General features: G+C 61.9%; 20 protein-coding genes. 13 read left to right on the top strand and 7 right to left on the bottom strand.

From position 1 onward, the window contains the following. Nucleotides 1-5 precede the first annotated feature (5 nt). Together rsgA and aroA are read right to left on the bottom strand one after the other, a co-directional pair. Nucleotides 6-1,100 carry a ribosome small subunit-dependent GTPase A gene (rsgA, locus tag IEX04_RS14435; protein WP_188686590.1) on the bottom strand — a complete coding sequence of 365 codons (1,095 nt, stop codon included), beginning with the start codon at nucleotides 1,098-1,100 and terminating at the stop codon, nucleotides 6-8. Next, complete coding sequence (gene aroA, locus IEX04_RS14430; protein ID WP_229677166.1) at nucleotides 1,100-2,467, bottom strand: 3-phosphoshikimate 1-carboxyvinyltransferase; 1,368 nt, start codon at nucleotides 2,465-2,467, stop codon at nucleotides 1,100-1,102. Before aroA ends, rsgA begins: the two co-directional genes overlap by 1 nt. 216 nt (nucleotides 2,468-2,683) lie before the next feature. Here aroA and IEX04_RS14425 point away from each other — a divergent pair, with 216 nt between their 5' ends. Beyond that, nucleotides 2,684-3,334 carry a sigma-70 family RNA polymerase sigma factor gene (locus tag IEX04_RS14425; protein WP_170947860.1) on the top strand — a complete coding sequence of 217 codons (651 nt, stop codon included), beginning with the start codon at nucleotides 2,684-2,686 and terminating at the stop codon, nucleotides 3,332-3,334. Nucleotides 3,335-3,336: 2 nt separating this feature from the next. Then, on the top strand, nucleotides 3,337-3,597 hold the full coding sequence (gene rsrA / locus IEX04_RS14420; RefSeq protein WP_096256412.1) for a mycothiol system anti-sigma-R factor: 261 nt from the start codon (nucleotides 3,337-3,339) through the stop codon (nucleotides 3,595-3,597). An 87-nt stretch (nucleotides 3,598-3,684) separates the two neighbouring features. Here rsrA and IEX04_RS19155 read toward each other — a convergent pair whose 3' ends face one another. The 3 genes from IEX04_RS19155 to IEX04_RS14410 form a co-directional block, all read right to left on the bottom strand. Next, nucleotides 3,685-3,759 carry a 50S ribosomal protein bL37 gene (locus IEX04_RS19155; RefSeq protein WP_374954809.1) on the bottom strand — a complete coding sequence of 25 codons (75 nt, stop codon included), beginning with the start codon at nucleotides 3,757-3,759 and terminating at the stop codon, nucleotides 3,685-3,687. Nucleotides 3,760-3,880: 121 nt separating this feature from the next. After that, a complete protein-coding gene (locus tag IEX04_RS14415) occupies nucleotides 3,881-4,486 on the bottom strand; it encodes a GDSL-type esterase/lipase family protein (RefSeq protein WP_096256413.1) in 606 nt (201 codons plus the stop codon). Between the two features lie 167 nt (nucleotides 4,487-4,653). After that, nucleotides 4,654-8,442 (bottom strand): multifunctional oxoglutarate decarboxylase/oxoglutarate dehydrogenase thiamine pyrophosphate-binding subunit/dihydrolipoyllysine-residue succinyltransferase subunit, encoded by a 3,789-nt coding sequence (locus IEX04_RS14410; RefSeq protein ID WP_188686587.1) that lies wholly within the window; start codon nucleotides 8,440-8,442, stop codon nucleotides 4,654-4,656. A gap of 430 nt (nucleotides 8,443-8,872) precedes the next feature. On the opposite strand from IEX04_RS14410, the gene IEX04_RS14405 reads away from it, so the two are divergent. The 4 genes from IEX04_RS14405 to IEX04_RS14390 all read left to right on the top strand — a co-directional run bounded on the left by IEX04_RS14405 (nucleotide 8,873) and on the right by IEX04_RS14390 (nucleotide 13,072). Further along, complete coding sequence (locus IEX04_RS14405) at nucleotides 8,873-10,195, top strand: hemolysin family protein (protein ID WP_188686586.1); 1,323 nt, start codon at nucleotides 8,873-8,875, stop codon at nucleotides 10,193-10,195. Further along, nucleotides 10,188-11,258, top strand: a complete 1,071-nt coding sequence (locus IEX04_RS14400; RefSeq protein ID WP_188686584.1) for a hemolysin family protein — start codon at nucleotides 10,188-10,190, stop codon at nucleotides 11,256-11,258. Before IEX04_RS14405 ends, IEX04_RS14400 begins: the two co-directional genes overlap by 8 nt. A gap of 116 nt (nucleotides 11,259-11,374) precedes the next feature. Beyond that, nucleotides 11,375-12,208 (top strand): metal ABC transporter ATP-binding protein, encoded by an 834-nt coding sequence (locus tag IEX04_RS14395; protein ID WP_188686581.1) that lies wholly within the window; start codon nucleotides 11,375-11,377, stop codon nucleotides 12,206-12,208. Between the two features lie 6 nt (nucleotides 12,209-12,214). After that, entirely contained in the window at nucleotides 12,215-13,072 is an 858-nt protein-coding gene (locus IEX04_RS14390) for a metal ABC transporter permease (RefSeq protein WP_096256418.1), read from the top strand. 60 nt (nucleotides 13,073-13,132) lie between these two features. Here the strand turns inward: IEX04_RS14390 and IEX04_RS14385 are convergent, their stop codons facing one another. Then, on the bottom strand, nucleotides 13,133-13,537 hold the full coding sequence (locus IEX04_RS14385) for a Fur family transcriptional regulator (RefSeq protein ID WP_096256419.1): 405 nt from the start codon (nucleotides 13,535-13,537) through the stop codon (nucleotides 13,133-13,135). Between the two features lie 141 nt (nucleotides 13,538-13,678). Here IEX04_RS14385 and IEX04_RS14380 point away from each other — a divergent pair, with 141 nt between their 5' ends. From IEX04_RS14380 to IEX04_RS14370, 3 genes are read left to right on the top strand one after another with little or no spacing between them, the layout of a single operon-like run. Beyond that, nucleotides 13,679-14,362: an MBL fold metallo-hydrolase gene (locus IEX04_RS14380; RefSeq protein WP_096256420.1), complete on the top strand. Its 684-nt coding sequence runs from the start codon at nucleotides 13,679-13,681 to the stop codon at nucleotides 14,360-14,362. Then, entirely contained in the window at nucleotides 14,359-15,213 is an 855-nt protein-coding gene (locus tag IEX04_RS14375; RefSeq protein WP_096256421.1) for a sulfurtransferase, read from the top strand. Before IEX04_RS14380 ends, IEX04_RS14375 begins: the two co-directional genes overlap by 4 nt. A gap of 14 nt (nucleotides 15,214-15,227) precedes the next feature. Further along, a complete protein-coding gene (locus IEX04_RS14370) occupies nucleotides 15,228-15,656 on the top strand; it encodes an HIT family protein (protein ID WP_096256422.1) in 429 nt (142 codons plus the stop codon). Nucleotides 15,657-15,663: 7 nt separating this feature from the next. Here the strand turns inward: IEX04_RS14370 and hrpA are convergent, their stop codons facing one another. Then, nucleotides 15,664-19,668, bottom strand: coding sequence for an ATP-dependent RNA helicase HrpA (hrpA, locus tag IEX04_RS14365; protein ID WP_188686578.1), 4,005 nt, complete (start codon nucleotides 19,666-19,668; stop codon nucleotides 15,664-15,666). A gap of 415 nt (nucleotides 19,669-20,083) precedes the next feature. On the opposite strand from hrpA, the gene IEX04_RS14360 reads away from it, so the two are divergent. The 4 genes from IEX04_RS14360 (at nucleotide 20,084) to IEX04_RS14345 (ending at nucleotide 24,132) form a co-directional block, all read left to right on the top strand. Further along, on the top strand, nucleotides 20,084-21,088 hold the full coding sequence (locus IEX04_RS14360; RefSeq protein WP_188686575.1) for an ABC transporter substrate-binding protein: 1,005 nt from the start codon (nucleotides 20,084-20,086) through the stop codon (nucleotides 21,086-21,088). A 101-nt stretch (nucleotides 21,089-21,189) separates the two neighbouring features. Further along, nucleotides 21,190-22,110, top strand: coding sequence for an ABC transporter permease (locus tag IEX04_RS14355; protein ID WP_096256425.1), 921 nt, complete (start codon nucleotides 21,190-21,192; stop codon nucleotides 22,108-22,110). Further along, the gene (locus IEX04_RS14350) at nucleotides 22,103-22,894 is read left to right on the top strand and encodes an ABC transporter ATP-binding protein (RefSeq protein ID WP_096256426.1); all 792 of its coding nucleotides are present in this window, start codon (nucleotides 22,103-22,105) and stop codon (nucleotides 22,892-22,894) included. Before IEX04_RS14355 ends, IEX04_RS14350 begins: the two co-directional genes overlap by 8 nt. Nucleotides 22,895-23,100: 206 nt before the next feature. After that, nucleotides 23,101-24,132 (top strand): CobW family GTP-binding protein, encoded by a 1,032-nt coding sequence (locus IEX04_RS14345; RefSeq protein ID WP_188686572.1) that lies wholly within the window; start codon nucleotides 23,101-23,103, stop codon nucleotides 24,130-24,132. Nucleotides 24,133-24,245: the final 113 nt, after the last annotated feature.

Raw genomic sequence — 24,245 nt, 5'->3', positions numbered from 1 at the left:
TGGCGCTAGAGTGCGCCCAGCTCCTTTTCGTGCGAGAGGTCTTCGGTGGTGATCAGTCGGCGGTACGAGGCGAGCCTGGAGGCTGCGGCCGGTGGAGTCTCGGGGTCTTGCACCCAGGCTTCCAACGCGCAGCCAGCGGCGTTGGCCTGATGGTTGCAACCGCGTGGGCAGCCGGTCGCGATCTGCGCCAGCTCGCCGAAGGCGCCCAGAATATTATCCGGGTCAACCAGCCCGAGCCCGAAGGAACGGATACCCGGGGTGTCGATCAGCCAGCCGCCGGGTGCTTCGCCCAGGCGCAAGGCCAGCGCGCTGGAGGAGGTGTGCCGGCCGCGGCCGGTCACCGAGTTCACCTGTCCGGTGGCTCTGGTGGAGCCGGTGAGCGCATTAACCAGCGTGGATTTACCCACCCCGGAGTGCCCGATGACTACCGAAACACAACCGGCCAAGAGTTCTTCGAGCTCATCTAATGCGCCGACGGCTAGGCGCGCGCTGGAGCCGTCGGCACCGCGCGCATCCACGCCGGTGGCTTCCGAGTCGGTGGTCCGCGAGATCACCACTTCCAGCGGCAACCCCTCATAGTGTTTCAAAAATTCGGCCGGGTCTTTCACATCGGCCTTGGTCACGCACAGTACCGGGGAAATGCCCGCATCGTAGGCGGCCACCAGCGCACGATCCACAAAGCCGGTGCGTGGTTCGGGGTTCGCGGCGGCGACCACGATCACCAATTTGTCCACGTTGGCCACCACCACCCGCTCGGTCGCGTCGGTGTCGTCGGCGCTGCGCCGCAGCAGTGTGCTGCGTTCCTGAATGCGCACTAGTCGCGCCAGCGTGTCGGGCTTGCCGCTGGTGTCACCCACCAGCGCTACCAGATCCCCGGGCACGATCGCCTGGCGGCGCAGTTCGCGGGCACGGGCGGCGATAACGATGCGCTCTTGGGCGGTATCCTCATCCAGAATTGCGGTGTAGCGTCCGCGGTCCACGGTAATAATGCGCCCGATCACTGCCTTGTCGTAGGCGGGACGGTCCTTGGTGCGCGGACGGGTGCCCTTCTTGTTCGGGCGTACCCGCACCGATGATTCGTCGTAGTCGCTATAACGCATTAGCCTGCCTGGCTTGGAGTGCTTGAGGTGCTTGAAATGTTGGCGGTTCCGGCCATCTGCTCCCACAACGCGGGAAAATCAGGCATGGTTTTGGCGGTAGTCGCAATATTTTCCACCCGCACCCCGTCAATGGCTAGGCCCAACAGCGCCCCAGCGGTCGCCATCCGGTGATCCTCATAGCTGTGCAGATCCGCGGCCTGCAAGACCCCGGGGTCAATCTGTAGCCCGTCGTCGGTGGCGCGCACGCTGGCACCGACCTTGCTCAGTTCGGTTTCTAGCGCCGCCAGCCGGTCGGTCTCATGTCCGCGCAGGTGCCCGATGCCGCGCAGCGTGCTCGGCGAATCGGCCAGCACGCACAGGGCCGCCAGTGTCGGGGCGAGTTCCGAGGCATCGGAATAATCGATCCCGCGAATGGTGCCGGTACCCGTTACGGTGAGCACCCCGTCCTCGTCCAAGGACACGTGAGCGCCCATGGCTGAAAGGATTTGTACCCATCTACCGCCGACCTGGGTGGTCTGCGCGGGCCAGAACGGTACCCGCACGGTGCCCTGCGAGGCGAGCGCGGCAGCCAAAAACGGTCCGGCATTAGAAAGGTCTGGTTCGACGGTGACGGTGAAGCCGTCCAACCGGCCCGGTGCGATCTTCCAGCCGCGGCCGTCGGCGTCCGTAGCCACCTGCACACCGAGTTCGCGCAGCGTCGCCACGGTCATCACAATGTGGTCGGGGCTCGCGATATGCCCGGGCGCCGCACGCAGGTGCAAACCGCCCGGCAGTGCATGGCCGATGAGCAGCATCGCAGAAATGAACTGCGAACTGGCCGACGCATCGATGCTTACGGTATCGCGCACGCTCACCGAGCTCGCATCGAGCGTAAAGGGCATTAGCCCTGGCTGATCAGCAAAGCTAAACTCCACCCCGAGCTCCGCCAGGGCATCAAGCACCGGGGCCATCGGACGTGCCCGAGCGGCCTCATCACCGTCAAAGTGCACACGTGCCCCGGTGACCGCAGCCAGCGCCGGCACAAAACGCATCACGGTTCCGGCTAGCCCGCAGTCGACGTGCAAGGTCTGTGCCCTAGCCGCGCTGCGCGCTTGCGCATCGGCGGGGCGCAGCACCACGGTGGTTGACCCATCTTCCTGAGTCTCACGGCTGATCTGCACGCCAAAGGCTTGCAGGGCACGCAGCATCAGCTCGGTGTCGCGACTAATCAGCGTGTTGTGGATCGTGGAGGGCGTGTCGGCCAGCGCGGCCAACAGCAGATACCGGTTGGTCAGCGATTTTGAGGCCGGCACGTGCACCGTCGCATCCAGCGCACCGGAGGCAAAAGGTGCCTCCCACCAGTTCAGTTCGCATCCATGAGCGCTCACAGAGATAATCGCACTTCCCGTCTAAATCGGCCGTTGAACTCTTTGCCTAATTCTAGCCGAGAGCGCGCCGGGAATAACCGTCAGCAGTCGGCGGTTGAAATATGTGTGACGACGATGGAACAGACACAGACACAGACACAGACACCATGCAAGGCTCGGCCCGGTGTGAGCCGCGCCCTGTCCACTAGCCGGGTCAAGCGCGTAGACTCGTCGGTGATGACTGATAACACCGTGGACACGGACTTGCCCGATGTGAGCAAGGAGACCGAGGACGAACGTCGTGCGCGTTTTGAGCACGACGCACTCGGTTATGTCGACCAGCTGTACTCGGCGGCGTTGCGCATGGCGCGTAACCCGGCCGACGCCGAAGATCTGGTGCAGGAGGCCTTCACGAAGGCCTACTCGGCATTCCACCAGTACAAGCCCGGGACTAACCTGAAGGCTTGGCTGTACCGAATTCTGACCAACACCTACATCAACCTGTATCGCAAGCGCCAACGCGAACCGCTGCGCACCTCGACGGACACCATCGAGGATTGGCAGATGGCCGCGGCGATGGAACATAGTCCCACCGGGTTGCGCTCCGCGGAAGTCCAGGCGCTTGATCACCTGCCAGATTCCGATGTGAAGGCTGCCTTGCAGTCTATCGGTGAGGATTTCAGGCTCGCGGTTTACTTCGTGGACGTCGAGGGTTTCAGCTACAAGGAAGCCGCCGAAATTTTAGGGGTGCCGATCGGAACCGTGATGTCACGGTTGCACCGCGGACGTAAGTCGTTGCGCGAACTACTGGCCGATTACGCCGCAGACCGTGGCATCAAAGCCGCCGGGCCGGGCACCAAGGCCACAGCGAAGAAAGCGGAGAAGTAGCGATGGACTGTAACTCATTGGGGGACTGCGCCGATGACCGCATGGTACGCATTTATGAGTACCTCGACGGCGCGTTGACGCTGGGCGACCTAAAAGATGTTAAAGCACATCTTGATCACTGCCCGGAATGCACCGAGCAGTACGATCTGGAGTGCATCATTCGATCGGTGGTGCGCCGTAGCTGCCAGGAGGCTGCCCCGCAGCAGCTGAAGATGAATATTATTACGCGCATCTCGCAGATCCGCACCGAATCCGGGCACTAAGCTCCGCGCGTACAAAGACCCAAAAAGAAAACCCCGTATCCTTCGAAGTTACTTCGAATGGTACGGGGTTCTTTGTGCTCAAATCGCTTAGCTGTTTGGGCGCTTGCCGTGGTTGGCACCGCCACGCTTACGATCTTTACGCTTACGTGAACGCTTCGACATGGTGACTCCTTTGCGGGATCAATAATTGCCTTCCCGAATGCTCGGGCCGGCTAATAGTCTTTCATACCTTGGCACCATTGCCTAACCGGTGCGCCGGTGGTGAGTCGACGATTCTAAGGCTCTAGCTGGCGTCCGGTTCGGGCAGATCCAACCAGGAATACCAGCCGCGGTGCAGCACCAGCCAGGCCATCAAACCATAACCGGCCTGACCCGGCACGCCGCCGGAAGCGGTCAGGTCACTGCGCCACTGCGAGTGGGCGCGCAGCGGAGTGAAGGTATCGATGTAATGGTGGTTGCGCCGCAGCGCCACATCAGAGTAGACCCGGTTCAATTCGGCGACGCGCTCATTGCGCGCGTCATCTAACCCCGGAGCCGGACCCACCAACAGTGCTTTAATGCTCATCTGCGAGGCCGAATCGAGGATATTGGCCAGATTTAAGCGGCTGCGCGCAGTGGTCAGTCCCAAGTCCACGTCACGATCGGAGAGGGCAATGACCAGACGGTTCTCGACCTGATCGCCAAAGCGCCGGGAGGCTTCGCCCATCCAGCGTTCGGCTAGTGCTTCGGAACCTTCTGCCGGCGCGGCGAGCACGAAAGACTGTAAACGTAGAGCGGGGTCTTGGGTTCGAGCCATCACTCGGCCGAACCAGCCCAGTGCGCGCGGGTCGCCGTGTCCTGCAAGTAACTCATCGCCGATGGCGGTGATGCGGATGGTGCGAAATTCCAACTTGGCGACCTTTCGTTGGTAAAACTAAATCTTCGTCAACCTTAGCAGTGTCCAGTTGCCAGATCGGGGAGGTAAGAGCGGGTTAAAGACCACAGCCGGCGGACCTGACTCCGTGGTGAGAGGATCAGGTTCGCCGGCTGTAGTTTACGCAGAGACGAGCGTGTCGCTTAGCGTGCGAACGCGGCCTTGAGCAGCACCGCAGCTTCGGCTTCGTGACGCTTCGCGTTACCCGCGGAGGTCGCAGCCGAGGCCGGACGCGATACGAGGTTAACCTTCGCATCGAGCTCAGGGGCCACATACAGACCGAAGAACGGCCATGGGCCCTGGTTCGCAGGTTCGTCCTGAACCCACGAAACACTGGCGTTCGGGTATTTGGCCAGCTCGTCGGCAATCTGCTTCACAGGTGCCGGGTAGAGCTGCTCAACACGCACGATCGCGACCTTCTCGTCCTGCGCCTTGGTGCGCGCAGCGATCAGGTCGTAATACAGGCGACCGGAAACCAGCAGCACCTTTTCGACGGCATCCTTGTTGGTGATCGTCGAATCGCCGATGACCTCCTGGAAACCACCGGTGGTGAAGTCCTCCACCTGAGTTGCCGCGGCCTTCAAACGAAGCAGCTGCTTCGGGGTGAAAACGATCAGCGGCTTGCGTGGACGGGCGTAAGCCTGACGACGCAGCAGGTGGAAGTGGTTTGCACCGTTGGAAGGCTGAGCGACAACCATGTTGTTCTCCGCGCACATCTGCAAGAAGCGTTCGATGCGTGCCGAGGAGTGGTCTGGACCCTGACCCTCGTAGCCGTGCGGCAAAAGCATAACCAGCGAGGAGGACTGGGACCACTTCTGCTCGGCCGAGGAGATGAACTCGTCGATCACGGTCTGCGCGCCGTTGACGAAGTCACCGAACTGCGCTTCCCACAAGACCAGTGCATCTGGGCGTTCCACCGAGTAACCGTATTCGAAGCCTAGGGCCGCGTATTCGGAGAGCAGCGAGTCGTAGATCCACAGTGGGGCTTGGTCATCGGACAGGTGGTGCAGCGGGTACCACTCGTTGTCGTTCTCCCGGTCGTGGAAGACCGAGTGACGCTGTACGAAGGTGCCGCGGCGTGAATCCTGGCCTGCCAGACGAACCGGCACACCTTCCATGGACAGCGATCCCAGCGCAGCCAGCTCGGCGAAGCCCCAGTCAATGCCGCCTTCGCGGGACATCTTCTCGCGGCGCTCCAGCAAGGCCTTGAGCTTGGTGTGCATGGTGAAGTCCTCTGGCACGGCCAGGTGGGCCGCGCCGATCTTCGCCAGCGTGGACTCGGTGATCGCCGAGCCACGTGCGCCGTCGACGGTGTTCTCGTCGGCGGCCTGAGCGAAAGGCTTCTCCAGGTCGTTGATGGTCGAGCCCGGGGTGATGATCGGGATCGGCGAGGTCTGTGCGGCGTGAGTTTCGGAGAAGATCCGTTCCAGGTTCCCCTTGTACTCGGCCAACACGTTCTCGGCTTCCTCCGCGGTGATATCCCCGCGGCCCACCAGGGCCTCGGTGTATAGCTTGCGGGTGGAGCGCTTCGCCTCAATCAGGTTGTACATGATCGGCTGGGTCATCGACGGATCGTCGCCCTCGTTGTGTCCACGGCGGCGGTAGCAGATGAGGTCGATGACCACGTCCTTGCCGAACTTCTGGCGGTACTCGAAGGCCAGCTGGCCTACGTGTACGACGGCCTCCGGGTCATCCCCGTTGACGTGGAAGATTGGAGCCTGCACGGTGCGTGCCACATCGGTGGCGTACACGGAAGAGCGTGAAGAACTTGGAGCGGTGGTGAAACCGATCTGGTTGTTCACGATCACGTGCACGGTGCCGCCGGTCTTGTAACCTGGCAGCTGGCTCATCGCCAGAACCTCGGAAACTACGCCCTGGCCGGCGAATGCTGCGTCGCCGTGCACCAGAATTGGCAGCACGTTGTTCTTCGAATCCATGCGGTCTAGCTTCGCGCGGGTGATGCCCTCGAGCACCGGATCCACGGCTTCTAGGTGAGATGGGTTCGCAGCCAGGTAGACCTTGGTCTGGTTGCCGGCATCCGAGGTGTAGGAACCCTCGGTGCCCAGGTGGTACTTCACGTCGCCCGAACCCTGGACCGAGCCCGGAGTTGCGGTGCCCTCAAATTCGCGGAACACCTGTGCGTAGGTCTTGCCGGCGATGTTTGTCAGCACGTTCAAGCGGCCGCGGTGCGCCATACCGATGGCGACCTCGTCCAGTTGCTCGTCGGCGGCGTCGGAAATGATCGCGTCCAACAGTGGGATCAGCGATTCGCCACCCTCAAGGGAGAAGCGCTTCTGGCCGACGAACTTGGTCTGCAAGAAGGTTTCAAACGCTTCGGCGGCGTTCAGCTTCGAAAGGATGCGCAGCTGCTCATCGCGTGATGGCTTCGCGTACCCGGATTCCAGCTTCGACTGGAACCATTCGCGCTCCACCGGGTTCTGCAGGTGCATGTACTCGGTACCGGTGGTACGGCAGTACGCGTCACGCAGGATACCTAGGATGTCGCGGAGCAGTGCACGGTTTTTACCGCCCAATCCGCCGGCAACCCATTCGCGATCCAGGTCCCACAGGGTCAGCCCATAGGTCTGGATGTCCAGGTCCGGGTGCTTGCGCTGCACGTATTCCAGCGGGTTGGTGTCCGCCATCAGGTGGCCACGCACGCGGTAGGAGTTGATCAGGTGCTGGATTCGCGCGACCTTGTTGACTACCAGGTCGACGTCGACCTGGTTGTCGATGGCCCAGCGTACCGGCTCGTAAGGGATGCGCAGCTGTTCGAAGATTTCGTCGTAGAAACCCTGCTCGCCGAGCAAGAGGGATTCAATGAGCTTCAGGAATTCGCCGGAACCCGCGCCCTGGATCACGCGGTGATCGTAGGTGGAGGTCAGCGTAATGTGCTTGCCGATACCCAGCGAGGCAACGGTCTTCTCCGAGGAGCCACGGTATTCCGCAGGGTATTCCAGTGCGCCGACGCCGACGATGGCGGCCTGGCCCTTGGACAGGCGGGGAACCGAATGCACGGTGCCGATGCCGCCCGGGTTGGTCAGCGACACGGTGGTGCCCGAGTAGTCATCGGCGGTCAGCTTGTTATTGCGTGCGCGCTTGATCAGGTCTTCGTAGGTGGTCCAGAACTCGTTAAAGCTCAGGGTCTCCGCGGCCTTAATATTTGGTACCGCGAGCATCCGCGAGCCGTCAGGCTTGGGAATGTCGATCGCGATTCCGAAGTTCACGTGCGCCGGCTGGATCGCGGTTGGCTTCTTGTCGATCACGTCGTAGGTGACGTTCATCGATGGGATCTGGCTCAACGCACGGATCACGGCGAAGCCGATCAGGTGGGTGAAGGAGATCTTGCCGCCGCGGGCACGCTTGAGGTGGTTGTTGATGACGATGCGGTTGTCGATCATCACCTTCGCCGGTACGGCACGCACGGTAGTCGCGGTGGGCACGGTGAGCGAGGCATCCATATTGGTGGCGATGGCCTTCATTGGCCCGCGCAATGGGGTGCGTTTTTCCTCGCCGTAGAGCTCGGTCGACGGGGCAGGCTTCGGGGCCTGTGCCGGGATCGGAGCGGTTTTCGGTGCTGCGTCCTTCGCCGGAGCCGCTTCGGCCTTGGCCGGTGCCGGTGCTTCTGGCGCGGATTCGGTGGTGCGAGCCGCGGCCGCGGCGCGCGGTGCACCCTGACCATTGCTCGACGCTACCGGTGCTGCCGGGGCAGTCTTGGGTGCTGGCGCCGGTGGTGCGCTTGGCTCCGCCTTCGCCGTCGGTGCCGCGGGGGCAGCCGATGCATTGTTTTCGGTGGTGAGGGACTCGAAAATATCCCACCATTTTTTATCGACCGAGTTCTTATCGACGAGATACTGCTGGTACAGCTCGTCTACTAGCCACTCGTTTCCACCAAACTCTTCAGTAAGTCGGTGGTGTGCTTGCTCTGGCACGTGCAACGCCTCTTCCCTGATTTCTACGTTGTTCTAGCTTGAGCCGGTGGTAGCCCGAGGACGTGAAAATGGCCACCGATACTCACAAGATTTCTAGACCTGCGCTCCAGTCTAGTGACATGTTGCAAGGTTTTGCCACGAGTCGTCGGGAATATCACGAAAGTGTCGCTAAACACCTACCATTTACCCTGAGCTAACTACCGTATATCGCGCGTCGGAGAATATTGTGCGCGATCGGCGATCTTTCGTTAGACTAAATCGCACTATGGAATCTCATTCTCCAAGCCGGTCCGTCGCCCGCGGGCGCAGCACCGGCCATCACACCGAACGCCTGGCAGATTCTGCCTCCCGATTGGAGCCTTCTAGTTGCCGCTTAGAGCAAACTAGAGGCCTTCTGACCCAACGATTCCAGGGGCGTGGCTAACCGCCCATGGAATGGATCTTCATACTTTTCGGTGTACTGCTTATTCTTGGCACCGGCTTTTTTGTGGCGGTCGAGTTTTCGCTCGTCGCCCTCGATAAGAGCACGGTCCAGCAGGCCATCGATCGCGGCGAAGCAGGCGCAAAACCACTACTGCAGTGCCTGACCTCGCTGTCCACACAACTATCCAGCTGTCAGCTAGGTATCACGCTGACCACGCTGCTCACCGGTTATGTACTTGAACCGGCGATGAGTAAGCTGCTCGCCCCGGTGCTTGAAAACTTCGGCATTGGCGGCGGCAGCGCCACCGCGGTCGCCGTAGTCATCTCCATGGTGGTGGCCACGCTGCTGTCGATGCTGATCGGCGAGCTGGTACCCAAGAACCTGGCGATCGCCAAGGCGATGGCCGTGGGCAAGGTGCTGGCCCGCCCACAACTGGTATTCACCGCCATCTTTAAGCCCGCGATCGTGCTGCTCAACGGTTTTTCGAACATGATCCTGCGCAGGTTCTTCGGCCTCGAAGCGAAGGAAGAAATTTCCGCCGCCCGCAGTGCCCAAGAACTTGCCTCGCTGGTTCGCCGTTCCGCGGAACTTGGCACCCTCGACATTCAGACCGCGCGATTTGTGGAATCAACCATTGAATTTTCCGAACGCACCGCGGCCGATGTGATGACCCCGCGCACCTCGATGGCCACCATTGAATCCGAGGCGGACCTGTCCGAACTGATCGCAATGAGCGCGGATACCGGGTTCTCCAGGTTCCCGGTCACCGAGGGCTCCAGCGACGAAATTCAGGGCATCTGCCACGTCAAAGCCGTCGTTTCGGTGCCACGCGAACGTCGTGCGGCGCTGCAGGTCGGCGAATTTGCGCGCGACGCGCTCTACGTACCGGAAACCATTCACCTCGATGTATTGCTCGAACAACTTCGCGCCGCGGAATTCCAGGTAGCGATCGTGATGGATGAATACGGTGGCACCGCCGGACTGGTGACCCTGGAAGACCTGGTCGAAGAGATCGTCGGGGAAGTCTCCGATGAGCATGACGAGGACGAGGAAGAAGCGGTCACCCAGCCCGATGGCCAATGGCTGTTCCCCGGGATGAACCGCCCGGACCACATCAACGAGCACTTCGACACGGATGTGATCCCCGATGACTCGGCCTACGACACCATCGGCGGCTTTATGCTTTCGCAGCTTGGACGCCTGGCCGAATTGAACGACACGGTGCACACCGAGGCCGGCACCTTCACGGTGACCGAACTTGATGGCCGAAGAATCGCGCAGGTACGTTTTGAACCTGCCCCGGCCGTAGCGGAGGACACCCATGAGTGACCTAATGGGAATCGCCTGGCTCTTCATTCTGCTGGCGATCAACGCGTTTTTCGTGGCCGGCGAATTTGCCGTGATGTCGGCGCGCCGCTCACAGATTGAACCGCTGGCCGATGAGGGAAATAAACGCGCGAAGGTTGCGCTGTTCGCCATGGAGCACGTCTCGATCATGCTCGCGGTCTGCCAATTGGGCATCACCGTCTGCTCGTTGCTGATCCTGAACATTTCCGAACCTGCGCTGCACCACCTGCTCGGCGTGCCGATGATGGCACTGGGGATGCCGGTCGAGGTTGCGGACACCGCCGCCTTCCTGATCGCGCTGGTCCTGGTGACCTTCTTGCACGTGACCTTCGGCGAGATGGTGCCGAAGAACATTTCGGTGTCCGTCGCGGACAAGGCGGTGATGCTGTTGGCGATGCCGCTGGTGGGCGTCTCCAAGGTGCTCAAGCCGATCATCTCGATGCTTAACGGCGCGGCGAACATGTTCCTGAAGCTCTTCGGTGTGGAACCGCAGGACGAGGTGACTAGCTCCTATACCGCCGCCGAGGTGCGTTCGATTATCGATACCTCCTCGCAGGAGGGCACGCTAGAAAACAAGCACGCACTGCGGCTGACCAAGGCGCTGGAGTTCTCCACCGTCTCGGCGGCCTCCTGCATGGTGAAAGTTGACAAGCTTTTCACCCTAGAGTGGGGGCAGACCACGGCGCGCGAATTTGAAAAGAAGGTCGGCAAGACCGGTTATTCGCGCATGCTGATCACCCGCGAGGACGTGCCGGTGGGCTACTGGCATGTGAAGGACGTGATGCTGATCGACGATGCACACTCCACCGCGCCGCTGCGGGATCTGCCGCTGCACCCACTGGGTGTGGTGAAGCAGGATACCGAAATCGAGGAGGCGCTGGAGAGCATGCGTCAGGAGGGCAATCACCTCTCGGCAGTGGTCAACGAGGCCGGTGCCACCATCGGTGTGCTGTTCTTGGAGGACATTATCGAGGTGTTGGTGGGCGAGATTAGCGATTCGACGCAGAAGCGTCACGCCCCGCCGAGCTCCCAACAGGGCAACTAGCCTCACAAACAAACGCGTATTGCGAACCAGTCTCAACTGGTAGAGTTAACTGCGGCATCGTGCCCACGATGCCGCAGTTTTTCTTTAAGTTTTTCTTTACATGTGGAAGCCGGTTCATGAGTACATCCCCGATCGTCACCTTCGACGCAGCTACCCTGGCCTTCGGCTCGCGGGTGCTGTGGCAAGAGCTGAACCTGCAGGTGCGGCCCGGGGAATTTTTGGCGGTGCTCGGGCCCAACGGTTCGGGCAAAACCAGTTTTATCAACACCATGCTGGGCACCACCGCGCTGAATTCCGGGACCGTGTCCATCGCCGGGGCCCCGGTTCGCCGCGGCTCGAACCTGGTCGGCCTGATCCCGCAACAACGCCCTTTTGGTGACAACGTTCCCTTACGCGCGCGGGATCTGGTGGCACTCGGGGTGGACGGCAACCGGCCCGGTATCCGCATCGCCCGCAAGGCGGTGCACACCAAGGTCGATCAGCTACTTGAATTGGTCGGCGCCAGCGCGTACGCGGACCGCCCGGTGAGTGACCTCTCCGGCGGCGAACAGCAACGTTTACGCGCCGCCCAAGCGTTGGCCGGGGATCCTCGGGTGCTGCTGTGCGATGAACCATTGCTCTCCCTTGACCTGCACCATCAGCAGGCGATCAGCCAGGTCATTCACCGCCAGGCCGCGCAGCACGGCGCCGCGGTCATCTTCGTCACCCACGAGATCAACCCGATCTTGCCCTATGTGGACCGGGTGCTCTATCTGGCCGAGGGCAAGTTCCACCTCGGCAGCGTGGACGAGGTGATGCAGTCCTCGGTGTTGAGCAGGCTTTATGGTGCCCCGGTGGAAGTTCTGCGCGTCAACGGACGGATCGTGGTGGTCAGCGGCGATGGGCAACGCCAATTACCGCCCGACGGGCATGAGCACGCCGAAGATGCCACGCGAGAGAGCGGGAAGTAAACGACGATGAACTTCGCAGATTTTATCGACCGCACGTTGAACTTTGACGACTACGGGCTACTGCTGCCGCTGGTGTCCAACTCGCTGATCGCCGGCGCCGCCCTGGGCATCGTCGGCGGGCTGATCGGCATCTTCATCATGATGCGCGATATGGCCTTCGCGGTCCACGGGATCGCCGAACTTTCCTTCGCCGGGGCCGCCTTTGCGCTGCTCATCGGGGTCGATGTGGTGACCGGGTCGGTGGCCGGCTCGCTGATCGCCGCACTGGTGCTCGGCGTCTTAGGAACCCGGGCTAAGGATCGCAACTCGATCACCGGGGTGCTGATGCCCTTCGGCCTGGGCCTGGGCATCCTATTCCTCTCGCTCTATGAAGGGCGCAGTGCAAATAAGTTTGGCCTGCTCACCGGGCAGATTGTCGCGGTCGACGACGTGCAGCTAGGAGGCATGCTGGCGTTGTGCGCGGTGGTGGTGCTGGCGCTGATCCTTATCTGGCGCCCACTGACCTTCGCCTCGGTGGACCCGGTATTGGCCAACGCCCGAGGCGTCCGCACCGGCGGACTATCGATCATCTTTATGGTGATTTTGGCGTTGGCGGTGGCCGTCGCCATCCAGGTGGTTGGCGCGCTATTGGTGTTGGCACTGCTGATCACCCCGGCCGCCGCGGCACTGCGGATCAGCTCCAACCCGGCACTGACGGTGATCCTAGCGATCGTGTTTGCCGAAATTTCGGTGCTCGGCGGAATCCTGCTCGCATTGGCCGGTTCGCTGCCGATCAGCCCGTACGTGACCACCATTTCCTTCGTGATCTACCTGGTCTGCCGCGGCGTGGAAGCGCTGCGTAGTCCGCGCAAACACCAGGTTTAACCGCCGGCAGGTCCGCGGACTGATCCGCCGGACGATCCGGCGGTTGAGTCGCGGCTTTGCTCAGCTGGCTTTGCGTCGGCAGTCCTCGCAGAGCCCATAAATTTCTACGGTGTGCTCCGGGTCGGTGAACCCATTTTCCGCGGCCACCCGCGCCGCCCAGCGTTCCACCGCCGGGGCGAGCACCTCAACGGTCTTCGAACACACCCGGCAGACCAGATGGTGGTGGTGCACCTCGGTCTCACAGCGCCGAAAACGCGCCTCGCCGTCACCGCTGCGCAACACATCGACCAGGCCATCGTCGGCCATCGACTGCAGCAGCCGGTATACGGTGGCCAGCGAGACCTTCTTCTGCGTGTCCACCAGCCAGCGGTGCAGTTCCTGAGCGGTGGCAAAATCGTCGACCTCGCCCAACGCCTCGGATACCGCGAGCCTCTGTTTGGTCACGCGGGTTTCTGGCTGCGTCATCTCGCTGCACCGTTCCTTCCTGAAAACTTTTTGGTCCGGGCCCGCCCAAGCGCGCCCTTAGAACCTCAATTTTAGCCAACTTCCCAGCAAGATCCGTGTCTGTGACTGGCCGAGGGCGCGCCGTCGGCCTAGGCTGAAGCTATGCGCATCACATTACGCGGGCATTCCGCCATTCACGTGGCCACCATCGACGGTTCGTTGTTGCTCGATCCGGGCGTTTGGTCCGAGCTTGCCGGGGCCTTCACCGGCATTAACGCGGTGCTGCTCACCCATCAGCATGCGGACCACGCAGATCAGCCACGGATTGTGAGCGCGGTGATCGAAAATTCGATGTTGCGCGTCTATGCGCCCGACGCGTTGGCCCGGGCCCTGCGTGCGGCGCTGCCCGGCCCGCACCAGGCGCAGATTACGACGGTACAGGCCGGGGACGACTTTGTGGTCGGCGGAATCCGCGTGCGCGCCTTCGGTGGCACCCACGCCACCATTCATAGTTCGATCGAGCTGGTGGCGAACCTCGGCTACCTGCTCGGCGAGAGCGAGCTCTTCCACCCCGGTGACAGCTATCAGGTGCCCATCGGGATTCGGCCGCAGGTGTTGGCGCTGCCGCTGATGGCCCCGTGGGCAAAAATCGCGGAGACCATGGATTTTGCTACCGCGGTGGGTGCGCCGGTATGGGTGCCGATCCACGACGGGCTGCTCAACGAGCGTGGCCGCAACCTCTTTGACACCCAACTATCGACCCGAGCCCAGGGCTCCGGCGCGAGGCTGCGCCGACTAGAGCCGGGCACCAGCTACGAACTTGCACAGATCGGAACGGACGCATGAAACCACTAATTTCGGCCTCCGAGCTGGCCGCACGGCTGGCCGAGCCCACGTTAGTGCTCCTTGACGTGCGCTGGGTGCTGGGCCGCACCGACGGCAAGGCGCACTATGCCGCGCAACACATTCCCGGCGCGGTGTTCGTCGACCTAGACACCGAACTGTCGGGGACCACCACCACCACGCATTCTGGCCGCCACCCGCTGCCAACGCCCGCAGAATTTGAGGCGAGCGCGCGCAGGTGGGGGATCGGTCAGGATTCCTCCGTGGTAATTTACGATGATTCCGGCGCGCTGGCCGCAGCCCGCGCCTGGTGGTTACTGCGCCACGCGGATTTTGACCAGGTGGCGGTGCTCGACGGCGGATTGGACGCGTATAAAGAGCTAGGCGGACAGCTGGCAAGCGGGGAGGAAAATAACCCGCCCGGGGACGTGCAACTCAGCTGGGGCGCCATGCCGGTGCTCGACTTTGCGCAGCTAGAGGGTTTTACCGGCACGCTGATCGATTCGCGCGCCACCGCCCGCTACCTGGGAATCGAGGAACCTATCGACCCGGTGGCCGGGCATATTCCCGGCGCGCGTAATCGGCCAACCACCGACAACCTCGACGCGCAAGCCAAATTTTTGCCACCCGCCGACCTAGCCCGCGCCTTTCAAACTCTGCAACAGGGCGCGAAAACAGCCGGGGATGACGCGCGGTTAGCCGCCTATTGCGGGTCCGGGGTGACCGCCTGCCACCAGGTGCTCGCCGGCGCCCAGGCCGGGCTTCAGATCGCGCTCTACCCGGGCAGCTGGTCACAATACTGTTCCTACCCGCAGGCGCCAGTCACCACCAGCGATGAACAACACCGTCACTAACCGAAAGGCCCTTTATGAGCACGCTCTTTAGCAAAATTATTAACGGAGACATCCCGGGACGCTTTATCTGGTCCGATCAGACCTGCGTCGCGTTCCTTTCCATCGGACCGCTGCGCGATGGCCACACCCTGGTGGTGCCGCGCGCGGAGATCGACGAATTTACCGACGCGGACGACGCACTGCTCACGCACCTGAACCTGGTGGCGGTGAAGATCGGCCGCGCGCAGAAACGTGCGTTTAATGCGGCGCGTGCCGGGCTGATGATCGCCGGTTTTGAGGTTCCACACCTGCACGTGCACGTCTGGCCGACCAATTCGCTAGCCGACTTTGACCTGTCCAACGCGGCGGTCAACCCGGATCCGGCACGCATGGATGAGAATGCGGCCACACTGCGCGCGGCCTTGCGTGAAGACGGCTACGCGCAGTTCGTCCCGGCCGACTAGGCGCACCCTACAGCGCCGCCAGCGAATCCTTAATCGCCTTGCGGATGCGCTTCTCGCTGACCGAATACGCGGTACCCAACTCTTGGGCAAACAGCGAGATGCGCATCTCTTCGAGCATCCACTTCACCTCGCGCAGCCCCGCCGGAGTGCGAGCTCCCTCGGGGACCTTGGCCAGCGCCGCGTCGTAGTCATCCTCTAATTTCTGGATCACCATCAGCCCGTGGCCATCCCTGGTCACCGCCCCGGAGGTGAGCTTGGCCAGACGTGATTCGATGCCTTCCAAATAGCGCGGCAAGCGCATCAGGTGGCCGGCCCCGGTTGCGGCGATAAACCCTGGGTAAATGAGCTGTTCCAGCTGCGAGCGAATGTCGCTGACCGCGGCAAACATCGCCAGCGACTTGGTCGACTTCAGCGCGGTGTGTACCCGGGTTGCGGAGCCAAACACCTTGGAAATGACCGCGGTGATCGCAAAAACTGTGTCGATTTGCTCGGCGCGCACCGTTTCAAACAACTTCTCAAATCCGGCACGATCCATCGGCAGTGCCTCGGGGACCAATTTGTCCACCGCGGCCATCGTGCAATCGGCGATCAGCTCATCGATCGAACCATGCGGATTTTGGCTAAAGGCCAGCCGCTCGGCATTATTCAGATGCCCGATGACAAACTTTGAGGCGGCCGGCAGGCGCAGCATCAGCAAACGGATAATTCCGCCGCGATGTGCGCTGTCGCGTTCGGCGGAGCTGCGATAAACGCTCAGGCTCACATCCTTGCCGGTATCCACCAACCCCGGATAAGCGGTAATTTCCTGACCCATCACGGTGGTGGTGACCTTTGTCGGCAGTACGTCCGCCTGAGTGTGCAGCGCCGGCCAGGCGGTTAGCCCATGCTGATCCCACTGGCCGGAAGATCCGGAAGATTCCGAAGACCCGGCAACTGCCGAAGCCTGCGCCCCCTTCGCGCCCTGGACATTTTTGCCCTTCGCGCCAGCCTTACCGGCAGCACCAGTCTTACCGGCCGCACCAGTCTTACCGGCCGCCGGGGCCGCCGGTCGAGCGGAGCTAGGGGAGTTGACCCCACTGGCCAGCGCCGCCCGGTTCGCCGCCGCCAACTTATACTGCAACGCGGCCAGGTCATCGCCTCGTCCAAGCACCGTGCCGGCCGAGTCAACCACCTCAAAACCGAAGCGCAGGTGCGCTGGAAGCGTGGAAAAATCAAACACGCCCGGGTCCACCACAATGCCGCCCAAACGGCGCAGCACCAGCGCTAAGGATTGCGCCAAATCGTCGCTGTCCGGGTCAAAATCGGCCTCCAACATGGTGAGCGCACGGCCGGCCACATCGGGAGCCGGAACAAAGTTCTTGCGAATCGCCTTGGGCATCGAACGAATCAACGCGGTGATCAGTTCGTGGCGCAGCCCCGGGATCAGCCAGCTAAAACGTGCCGGATCCAACTGGTTTAAGAACACCACCGGAACCTGCAGCGAGACGCCGTCACCCTCGGGCCCGGTAGCCGCCGGGTTGTACTCATAAGACAGCGGAAGCGCGATGGAACCGTGGGACCAGGTGCGCGGGAACGCGGTCTCATCCAACTGATCTGCATCCGAGGCAAGCACCGCCGCCGGATCAAAGTCCAGTAGCCCAGGATCGGCGGCCGCCGCACGCTTATACCAGCGGTCAAAGTGCCGCTCGGAGACAACATTTTCGCCCAGACGCGAGTCGTAGAAGTCGAAGAGGTCCTCATCGCTAATGCGCAGGTCATGACGGCGCATCCGGGTTTCGAGCTCTTCAACTTCGGCAAGCACCGCCCGGTTGCGGGCGAAGAACTTGTGGTGGGTACGCCAATCGCCCTCTACCAGGGCGTGGCGGATAAACAGTTCGCGGGCCAGCGGCTGATCCACCCGCCAGTAGTGCATGCGACGCTTGGCCACGATCGGCAGCCCGAAGAGCGTGACCTTCTCGTAGCCCATCACCGAGCCCATTTTTTTGGACCAGTGCGGCTCCGAATAACTGTGCTTGAGCAGATTCGGCGCGAGTTCCTCCACCCAGGCCGGGTCGATGACCGCCGCGGTGCGCGCCCACAGCCGAGAGGTTTCCACCAGTTCGGCGGCCATCACCCAGGTCGGTGACTTCTTAAACAGGGCAGATCCCGGGAAGATCGCGAAGCGCCCGCCACGTGCCCCCTGGTAATCGCGTTTGCGTTCATCATAGAGCCCGATGTGCCCCAGCAACCCGGCCAGCAGCGACTTGTGGACCTGATCCTCGTTCGCCGCCGGGTCAATCGGTGCGGCGGCCACGGTAATCTGCAGCGACTTGGACAGCTGGCGCAGCTGGGTGAACAGATCCTGCCACTCGCGCACCCGCAGGTAGTTAATGTGTTCGGACTTGCACAGCCGGCGAAACGCCGAGGAAGACAGCTCTTTTTGCTGTTCTTGGAGGTAAGCCCAGAGGTTCAGCAGCCCGATGAAGTCCGACTTTTCGTCGGCGAAGCGCTTATGCAGCAGCGCGGCTTTTTCGCGCTGCCCGGTGTCTTCGCTGGGTCGTTCGCGCGGATCTTGGATGCTCAGCGCGGCAGCCAGCACCATCAGTTCCTTAGCCACCGAACGGTTCGCGGATTCCAAAATCATCCGGCCCAACCGCACATCGAGCGGAAGCAACGCGAGTTTGCGTCCCACATCGGTCACCACCGCGCGCTTGTCTTCGCTCAGCGCCCCGAGCTCGCGCAGCAGGTTCACCCCGTCGGAGATCGCCCGCGCGTCAGGCGGCTGCACAAAACCGAAGTTTGAGACCTCGGCGGCGGTGGCCACCACACCCATCGAAATCATTTGCAAGATGACACTTGCCAGCGAGGTGCGCAGAATTTCCGGGTCGGTAAATTCCGGGCGCGACTCGAAGTCTGCCTCGGAGTACAGCCTGATCGCGATGCCCTCCGAGACACGCCCACAACGCCCCGAACGCTGATTAGCGCTGGCCTGGGAGACCCGTTCGATCGGCAGCCGCTGCACCTTGGTGCGGTGGCTGTAGCGCGAGATGCGCGCGGTGCCGGTGTCGATCACGTACTTGATGCCGGGCACCGTCAGCGAAGTTTCGGCCACGTTGGTTGCCAAAATAATGCGTGGCGCGGCCCCCGGGTGGAAGACCGCATGCTGTTCGGTCAGCGAGAGCCGGGCGAACAGAGGTAACACCTGGTAGCGCGGCAACTTTTCGTTTGCCACCACCAGCGCGCGTAACGCGTCGGCGGCATCGCGAATTTCGCGCTCCCCGGAGAAGAAGATCAGGATATCCCCGGGCGCCTCGTTTGCCAGCTCACGCACCGCGTCGGTGACCGCGTCCAACGGATCACGGTCATCTTCGAGCGAATTAGTGTCCTCGTCGGATAATTCCTCGGTGGATGCCTCCAGCGGACGGTAGCGGATTTCGACGGGGAAGGTACGCCCGGAAACCTCGATGATGGGCGCGGGGTCAACCTCACCGGAGTCCAGGAGTGTGCCAAAGTGTGTGGCAAAACGTTGTGGGTCGATGGTCGCGGAGGTGATGATGAGTTTAAAGTCCGGCCGTTTAGGCAGAATTTCTTTCAGGTAACCGAGCAAAAAGTCGATGTTCAGGCTGCGTTCGTGCGCCTCATCGATGATGATCGCGGAATACTTTTTGAGCAGCTTGTCGCGCTGGATTTCTGCCAGCAGGATGCCGTCGGTCATCACCTTCAGCTGCGTTTGGCGGGAGACTTCGCCGGTGAAACGCACGTGGAAGCCCACCTCGTCGCCGATCTTGGTGCCCAGCTCCTCGGCGATGCGCTCGGCCACGGTGCGTGCGGCGAGGCGGCGCGGTTGGGTATGCCCGATCATGCCATTCTGTGCCAGCCCGAGTTCCAGCAGCATTTTGGGTAGCTGCGTGGTTTTACCGGACCCGGTCTCGCCGGCGATGATCACCACCTGGTTTGCGCGGATCATCTCGATGATGTCCTCGCGACGCGCGGATACCGGAAGGGTTTCGGGATAAGAAATGCTGATGGCCATGATGATCCCATTCTATGGCCCGATGCTCAGCAACGCCGACTTCGGGCACCGCAGGCCGTGCGAGGCCCCCGCTCGCGGGATAAACCGTTGATTTGTGTCACATTTGCGGGGCTGTCAATTTTTCGTTCCGTCCAGTGTCCCGCGCCCAGTTTCGCGAACGAAGATACGGATTTGCCTGAGGATCGGCGCAAATCGTGCAGTTGTGCGCGTTAGGGGGCGATTGTGGGGTTAAACGTCTTTACTCACCTCGGGTTTGAAGCCTAGGTGAGGTCGTTCACATGTAAGATCGTGGGTAATCACCTGCACGTGGTTCGGGTAGTTCCCGCTCCGGTTCGTCCTCGCTGACGGGCCGGTTACCGAATCGGTCGGGCATGGGGACATCACTCGCATATGGGAACTTGTTGAAAGGAACACCATGAAGAGCTTCACCGCTTTGAAACTTGTTGCACTTGCCGCCTCCGGCGCGCTGGCACTGACCGCTTGTGGCGGCAGTACCGGGGAGGAAGCCGCAGGCAACGGCGCCGTTGCGGAGGGTCCGGTCAAGATCGGCACCATCCAGTACGTTTCGCACCCGTCACTGGACGCAGTCACCAAGGGCTTCAAAAAGGGTATGGAAGAAGCTGGGTACACCGGCGACAAGATTTCCTACGACGACAACAACGCCCAGGGCGATCAGGCCACCAACGCCTCGATCGTCGGCAAGCTCGCCTCAGATTCGGACATCGATCTGGTTCTCGCGATCGCCACCCCATCGGCTCAGGCTGCGGCGCAGTCGATCACCAGCATTCCGGTACTCTTCTCCGCCGTCACCGATCCAGTGGACGCGAAGCTGGTAGCTTCCAACGAGGCACCGGGCGCAAATGTCACCGGCACCTCGGACAAGAACCCGGTGAAGGAACAGCTCGAACTGCTCAAGCAGATCTCCCCAGACGCCAAGAAGGTCGGCATCGTCTACTCCTCGGGCGAAGCGAACTCCGCCGTTCAGGTCCAGTGGGCCAAGGATGCGGCCGCGCAGCTGGGCCTAACCATCGAAGAGTCGGCAATCTCCGCTCCCTCGGAAGTACAGCAGGCGGCTAACTCGCTAGACGTCGACGCGTTCTACGTGCCCACCGACAACGCCGTAGTTTCCGCGTTGGAAGGCCTGCTGCAGACCGCACAGACCAAGAAGATCCCGGTGATCGCCGCCGATGGTGATTCGGTCAAGCGTGGCGCTACCGCCACCTTCGGCATCAACTACGAGAAGCTCGGCGTGCAGACCGCAAAGATGGCAGACAAGATCCTCAAGGGTGAAGCAAAGCCTGCCAGCATGCCGGTAGAAACGCTGACCGAGGTTGACCTGTACCTGAACGAGACCGCAGCGAAGAAGATCGGCCTTGAATTCCCAGCGGAGCTCAAGGATCAGGCGATCGAAACCTACTAGGGCTTTAGCACTACCCACCATCGAATGAGGCGAGGCGCGAGAAATTAACGCCTCGCCTTCTTCGTGACCTATGAACTTTCTTACCACTCAAGGATCCACAAATGATCACAGCGGTTGAACTCGGGCTGATTTACGCGTTGATGGCGCTCGGGGTATATCTGACGTTCCGCATTCTGGACTTCCCGGACCTGACCGTCGACGGCAGCTTCACCACCGGTGCCGCGGTCGCCGCGGTAGGCATCGTGAACGGAATGAATCCGTGGCTGGCCACCGCGTTGGCCTTCTTAGCCGGCATGGTCGCCGGGGCGATCACCGGTCTGCTGCACACCAAGGGCAAGATCGACGGCCTGCTCGCCGGTATTTTGACGATGATCGCGCTCTATTCGATCAACCTGCGCATTATGGGCAAGGCAAATACGCCGTTGCTGGGCGAAGACACGCTGATCAGCCCCTTGCGTGCGGCCGGAATTCTCGGCTCTGCCAGCTCGGTGCTGATCCTCTTCGCCGTCGCGTTGCTCTTTGTGGCCGCGATCGTCTGGTTCCTGCACACCGAGATGGGCATGGCCATGCGCGCCACCGGCGATAACCACGAGATGATCCGCTCCTTCGGTGTCTCCACCGACAACCAGAAGATCCTCGGCCTGGCATTGTCTAACGGTTTTGTGGCGCTTTCCGGTGCGGTGATCGCCCAGTACCAGGGCTTCGCCGACGTGGGCATGGGTATCGGCGTGATCCTCATTGGTTTGGCCTCGGTGATCGTCGGTCAGGCAATCTTCACCCAGCGTTACATTTGGCTGGCCGCGGTGGCCGTCGTCTTCGGTGCGGTCATCTATCGCCTGGTCATCCAGTTTGCGCTGGTCGCCGGCCTGGAGGTCAACGACATGAAGCTGATTTCTGCGGTGCTGGTGGTCGTTGCGCTGCTGCTTCCCAAGTGGAAGGGCTTCCAGAAAATTATGAAAAACTTCAAACGCAAGGACTCGGACGCCGAACCGATCACCGAAGAGGTGCGCAGCAATGCTTGAAATTAAGAACCTGTCACGGACCTTCTTCCCCGGAACGGTCAACGAGCGCAAGGCGCTCCGCGATATCAACCTCTCGCTGGGCTCCGGCGAATTTGTCACCGTCATCGGCTCCAACGGCGCCGGTAAATCCACGGTGCTGAACATGGTCGCTGGCAAGCTGTACCCGGACACCGGTTCGGTCACCGTCGACGGTAAAAACGTCACCCGGATGGCCGATTACCGCCGTGCGAAGTACATCGGCCGGGTCTTCCAGGATCCGATGGCCGGCACCGCGCCGACGATGAGCATCGAAGAGAATATGGCGCTGGCTCACGCCCGCGGCCGATTCCGTGGACTGAGCATGGGAGTGAGCGCCAAGCGTCGGGAGCTGTTCGTCGAAGAGCTCAAGTCCTTGGAGCTCGGGCTGGAAAACCGGCTGAAAACCAAGGTGGGGCTGCTCTCCGGTGGTCAGCGTCAGGCGCTGAGCCTGCTGATGGCCACCTTCTCGAAGCCGAAGATCCTGCTGCTTGACGAGCACACCGCGGCGCTTGATCCGCAGCGTGCGGCGCTGGTTTCCCGGCTGACCAACGAGATCGTGCAACGCCACCGGCTCACCACGCTGATGGTCACCCACAATATGGAGCAGGCGCTCGCGCTGGGCACCAGGTTGATCATGATGCACGATGGGCAGATCATTCTGGATCTGGACCAGGAGGCGAAGTCCGCGATGACGGTCAAGGGGCTGCTCGGCGAGTTCGAGAAGATCAAGGGCGCGCAGCTCGATGATCGCACGATGCTTCAGTAAGGTCGCTTGGGTAGTTTTGCCCGTGCAGTAGTGCTAGCCGCCGGTGTTCCCTTCGTTTGACGGGATTCACCGGCGGCTTGCTGCGTTGACCTGCCGATCTTTGGGTTGAAGGCGCCGCGCCGTACTACTGTGGAAGTCGAAACCGCTGGGCCAGAACAAGCACGGCAGGCCGGGCAGATCAAGCAAGGGCAGACAGGCGAGGGTAGATGGCACGCACACAGATTCCGGTCATCGGGTTAACCGGGTATTTAGGCGCCGGAAAAACCACGCTGCTCAACCATTTGCTGCGCACTCCCGGCGCCCGGATCGGCGTAGTGGTCAACGACTTTGGGGTGATCAACGTCGACGCGGGACTGATCACCGGGCAGGTGGATGCCGCCGAGTCGATCGCCGGCGGCTGCGTGTGCTGTCTGGATGACTCCGGGGGATTAGACCAGGCGTTGGCCACGCTTGCGGCCCCTCGGCTGCGACTGGATGCGATCATCATCGAGGCCAGCGGGGTGGCCGAACCCTTGGCGCTCGCCCGGCTGATTCGTTTCAGTCAGGCAAAAAATGTGCGCCCCGGCGGGCTGATCGAGGTGGTGGACGCGGCGAACTACTTTGACACGGTGGATACCCACGATCAACCACCTGCACGTTTTGAAGCCGCCTCGCTGGTGGTGCTGAACAAGATCGACCTGCTCGAGGGCAGCGAGCAAGACCACGAGGCTCAGCTGGCGCGCATCGCGGCGCGGATCGCGCTACGTAACGGGCAGCTGCCATTGATACGGGCCCGGCGTGGGGCGATCGACCCGGATCTGGTCTTCGATGTGGCCCTGGCAGAAGATCCCGAGGATCAGCTACCGCTGGGCGCACTGCTGCGCGCCGAACATGGATCGCACACCCACCAGCATGCGGCGGCGGTGACGGTGGACGCGCCGGAGCCGATTTCCGCGAGCGCGCTGGTCGATCTGCTTGAACGCCCGCCGTCCGGGGTGTACCGGTTGAAGGGAATTGTGCCGGTGGCTACCGCGCGTGGCGCAAAGTGGTGGGCGGTGAATCTCACCGGCCGGCAGATCCATGTGGCCAGCCATCGGGCCAGCGATCGGGCCAGCAACCAACCGGGGCTGGTGGCCATCGGTGTGGGGATCGATGAACAGGCGGTGCGCGCGGTGCTGGAAACCGCGGTGCAACCAAGCGGGGCGGCGGATGCTGCGGGAATGCGTCGGTTACAACGCCACGCACGGCTCAGCGCCTAGCCCAGCCGGGTGCAACCGGGTGCAGCGCGGTGAGATCTGGCGGCAGCGCGGTAAGATCGGGCGCTGGAAAAGGGTAAAGAAAAAGGCCCCGCAGCGACGCGGAACCTTTTTGC

This window comes from Glutamicibacter ardleyensis (assembly GCF_014644555.1).
GTDB lineage: Bacteria > Actinomycetota > Actinomycetes > Actinomycetales > Micrococcaceae > Glutamicibacter > Glutamicibacter bergerei.
The sequence above is the reverse complement of the archived record's forward strand: the minus strand, read 5'-3'. Positions and strand labels throughout refer to the sequence as shown.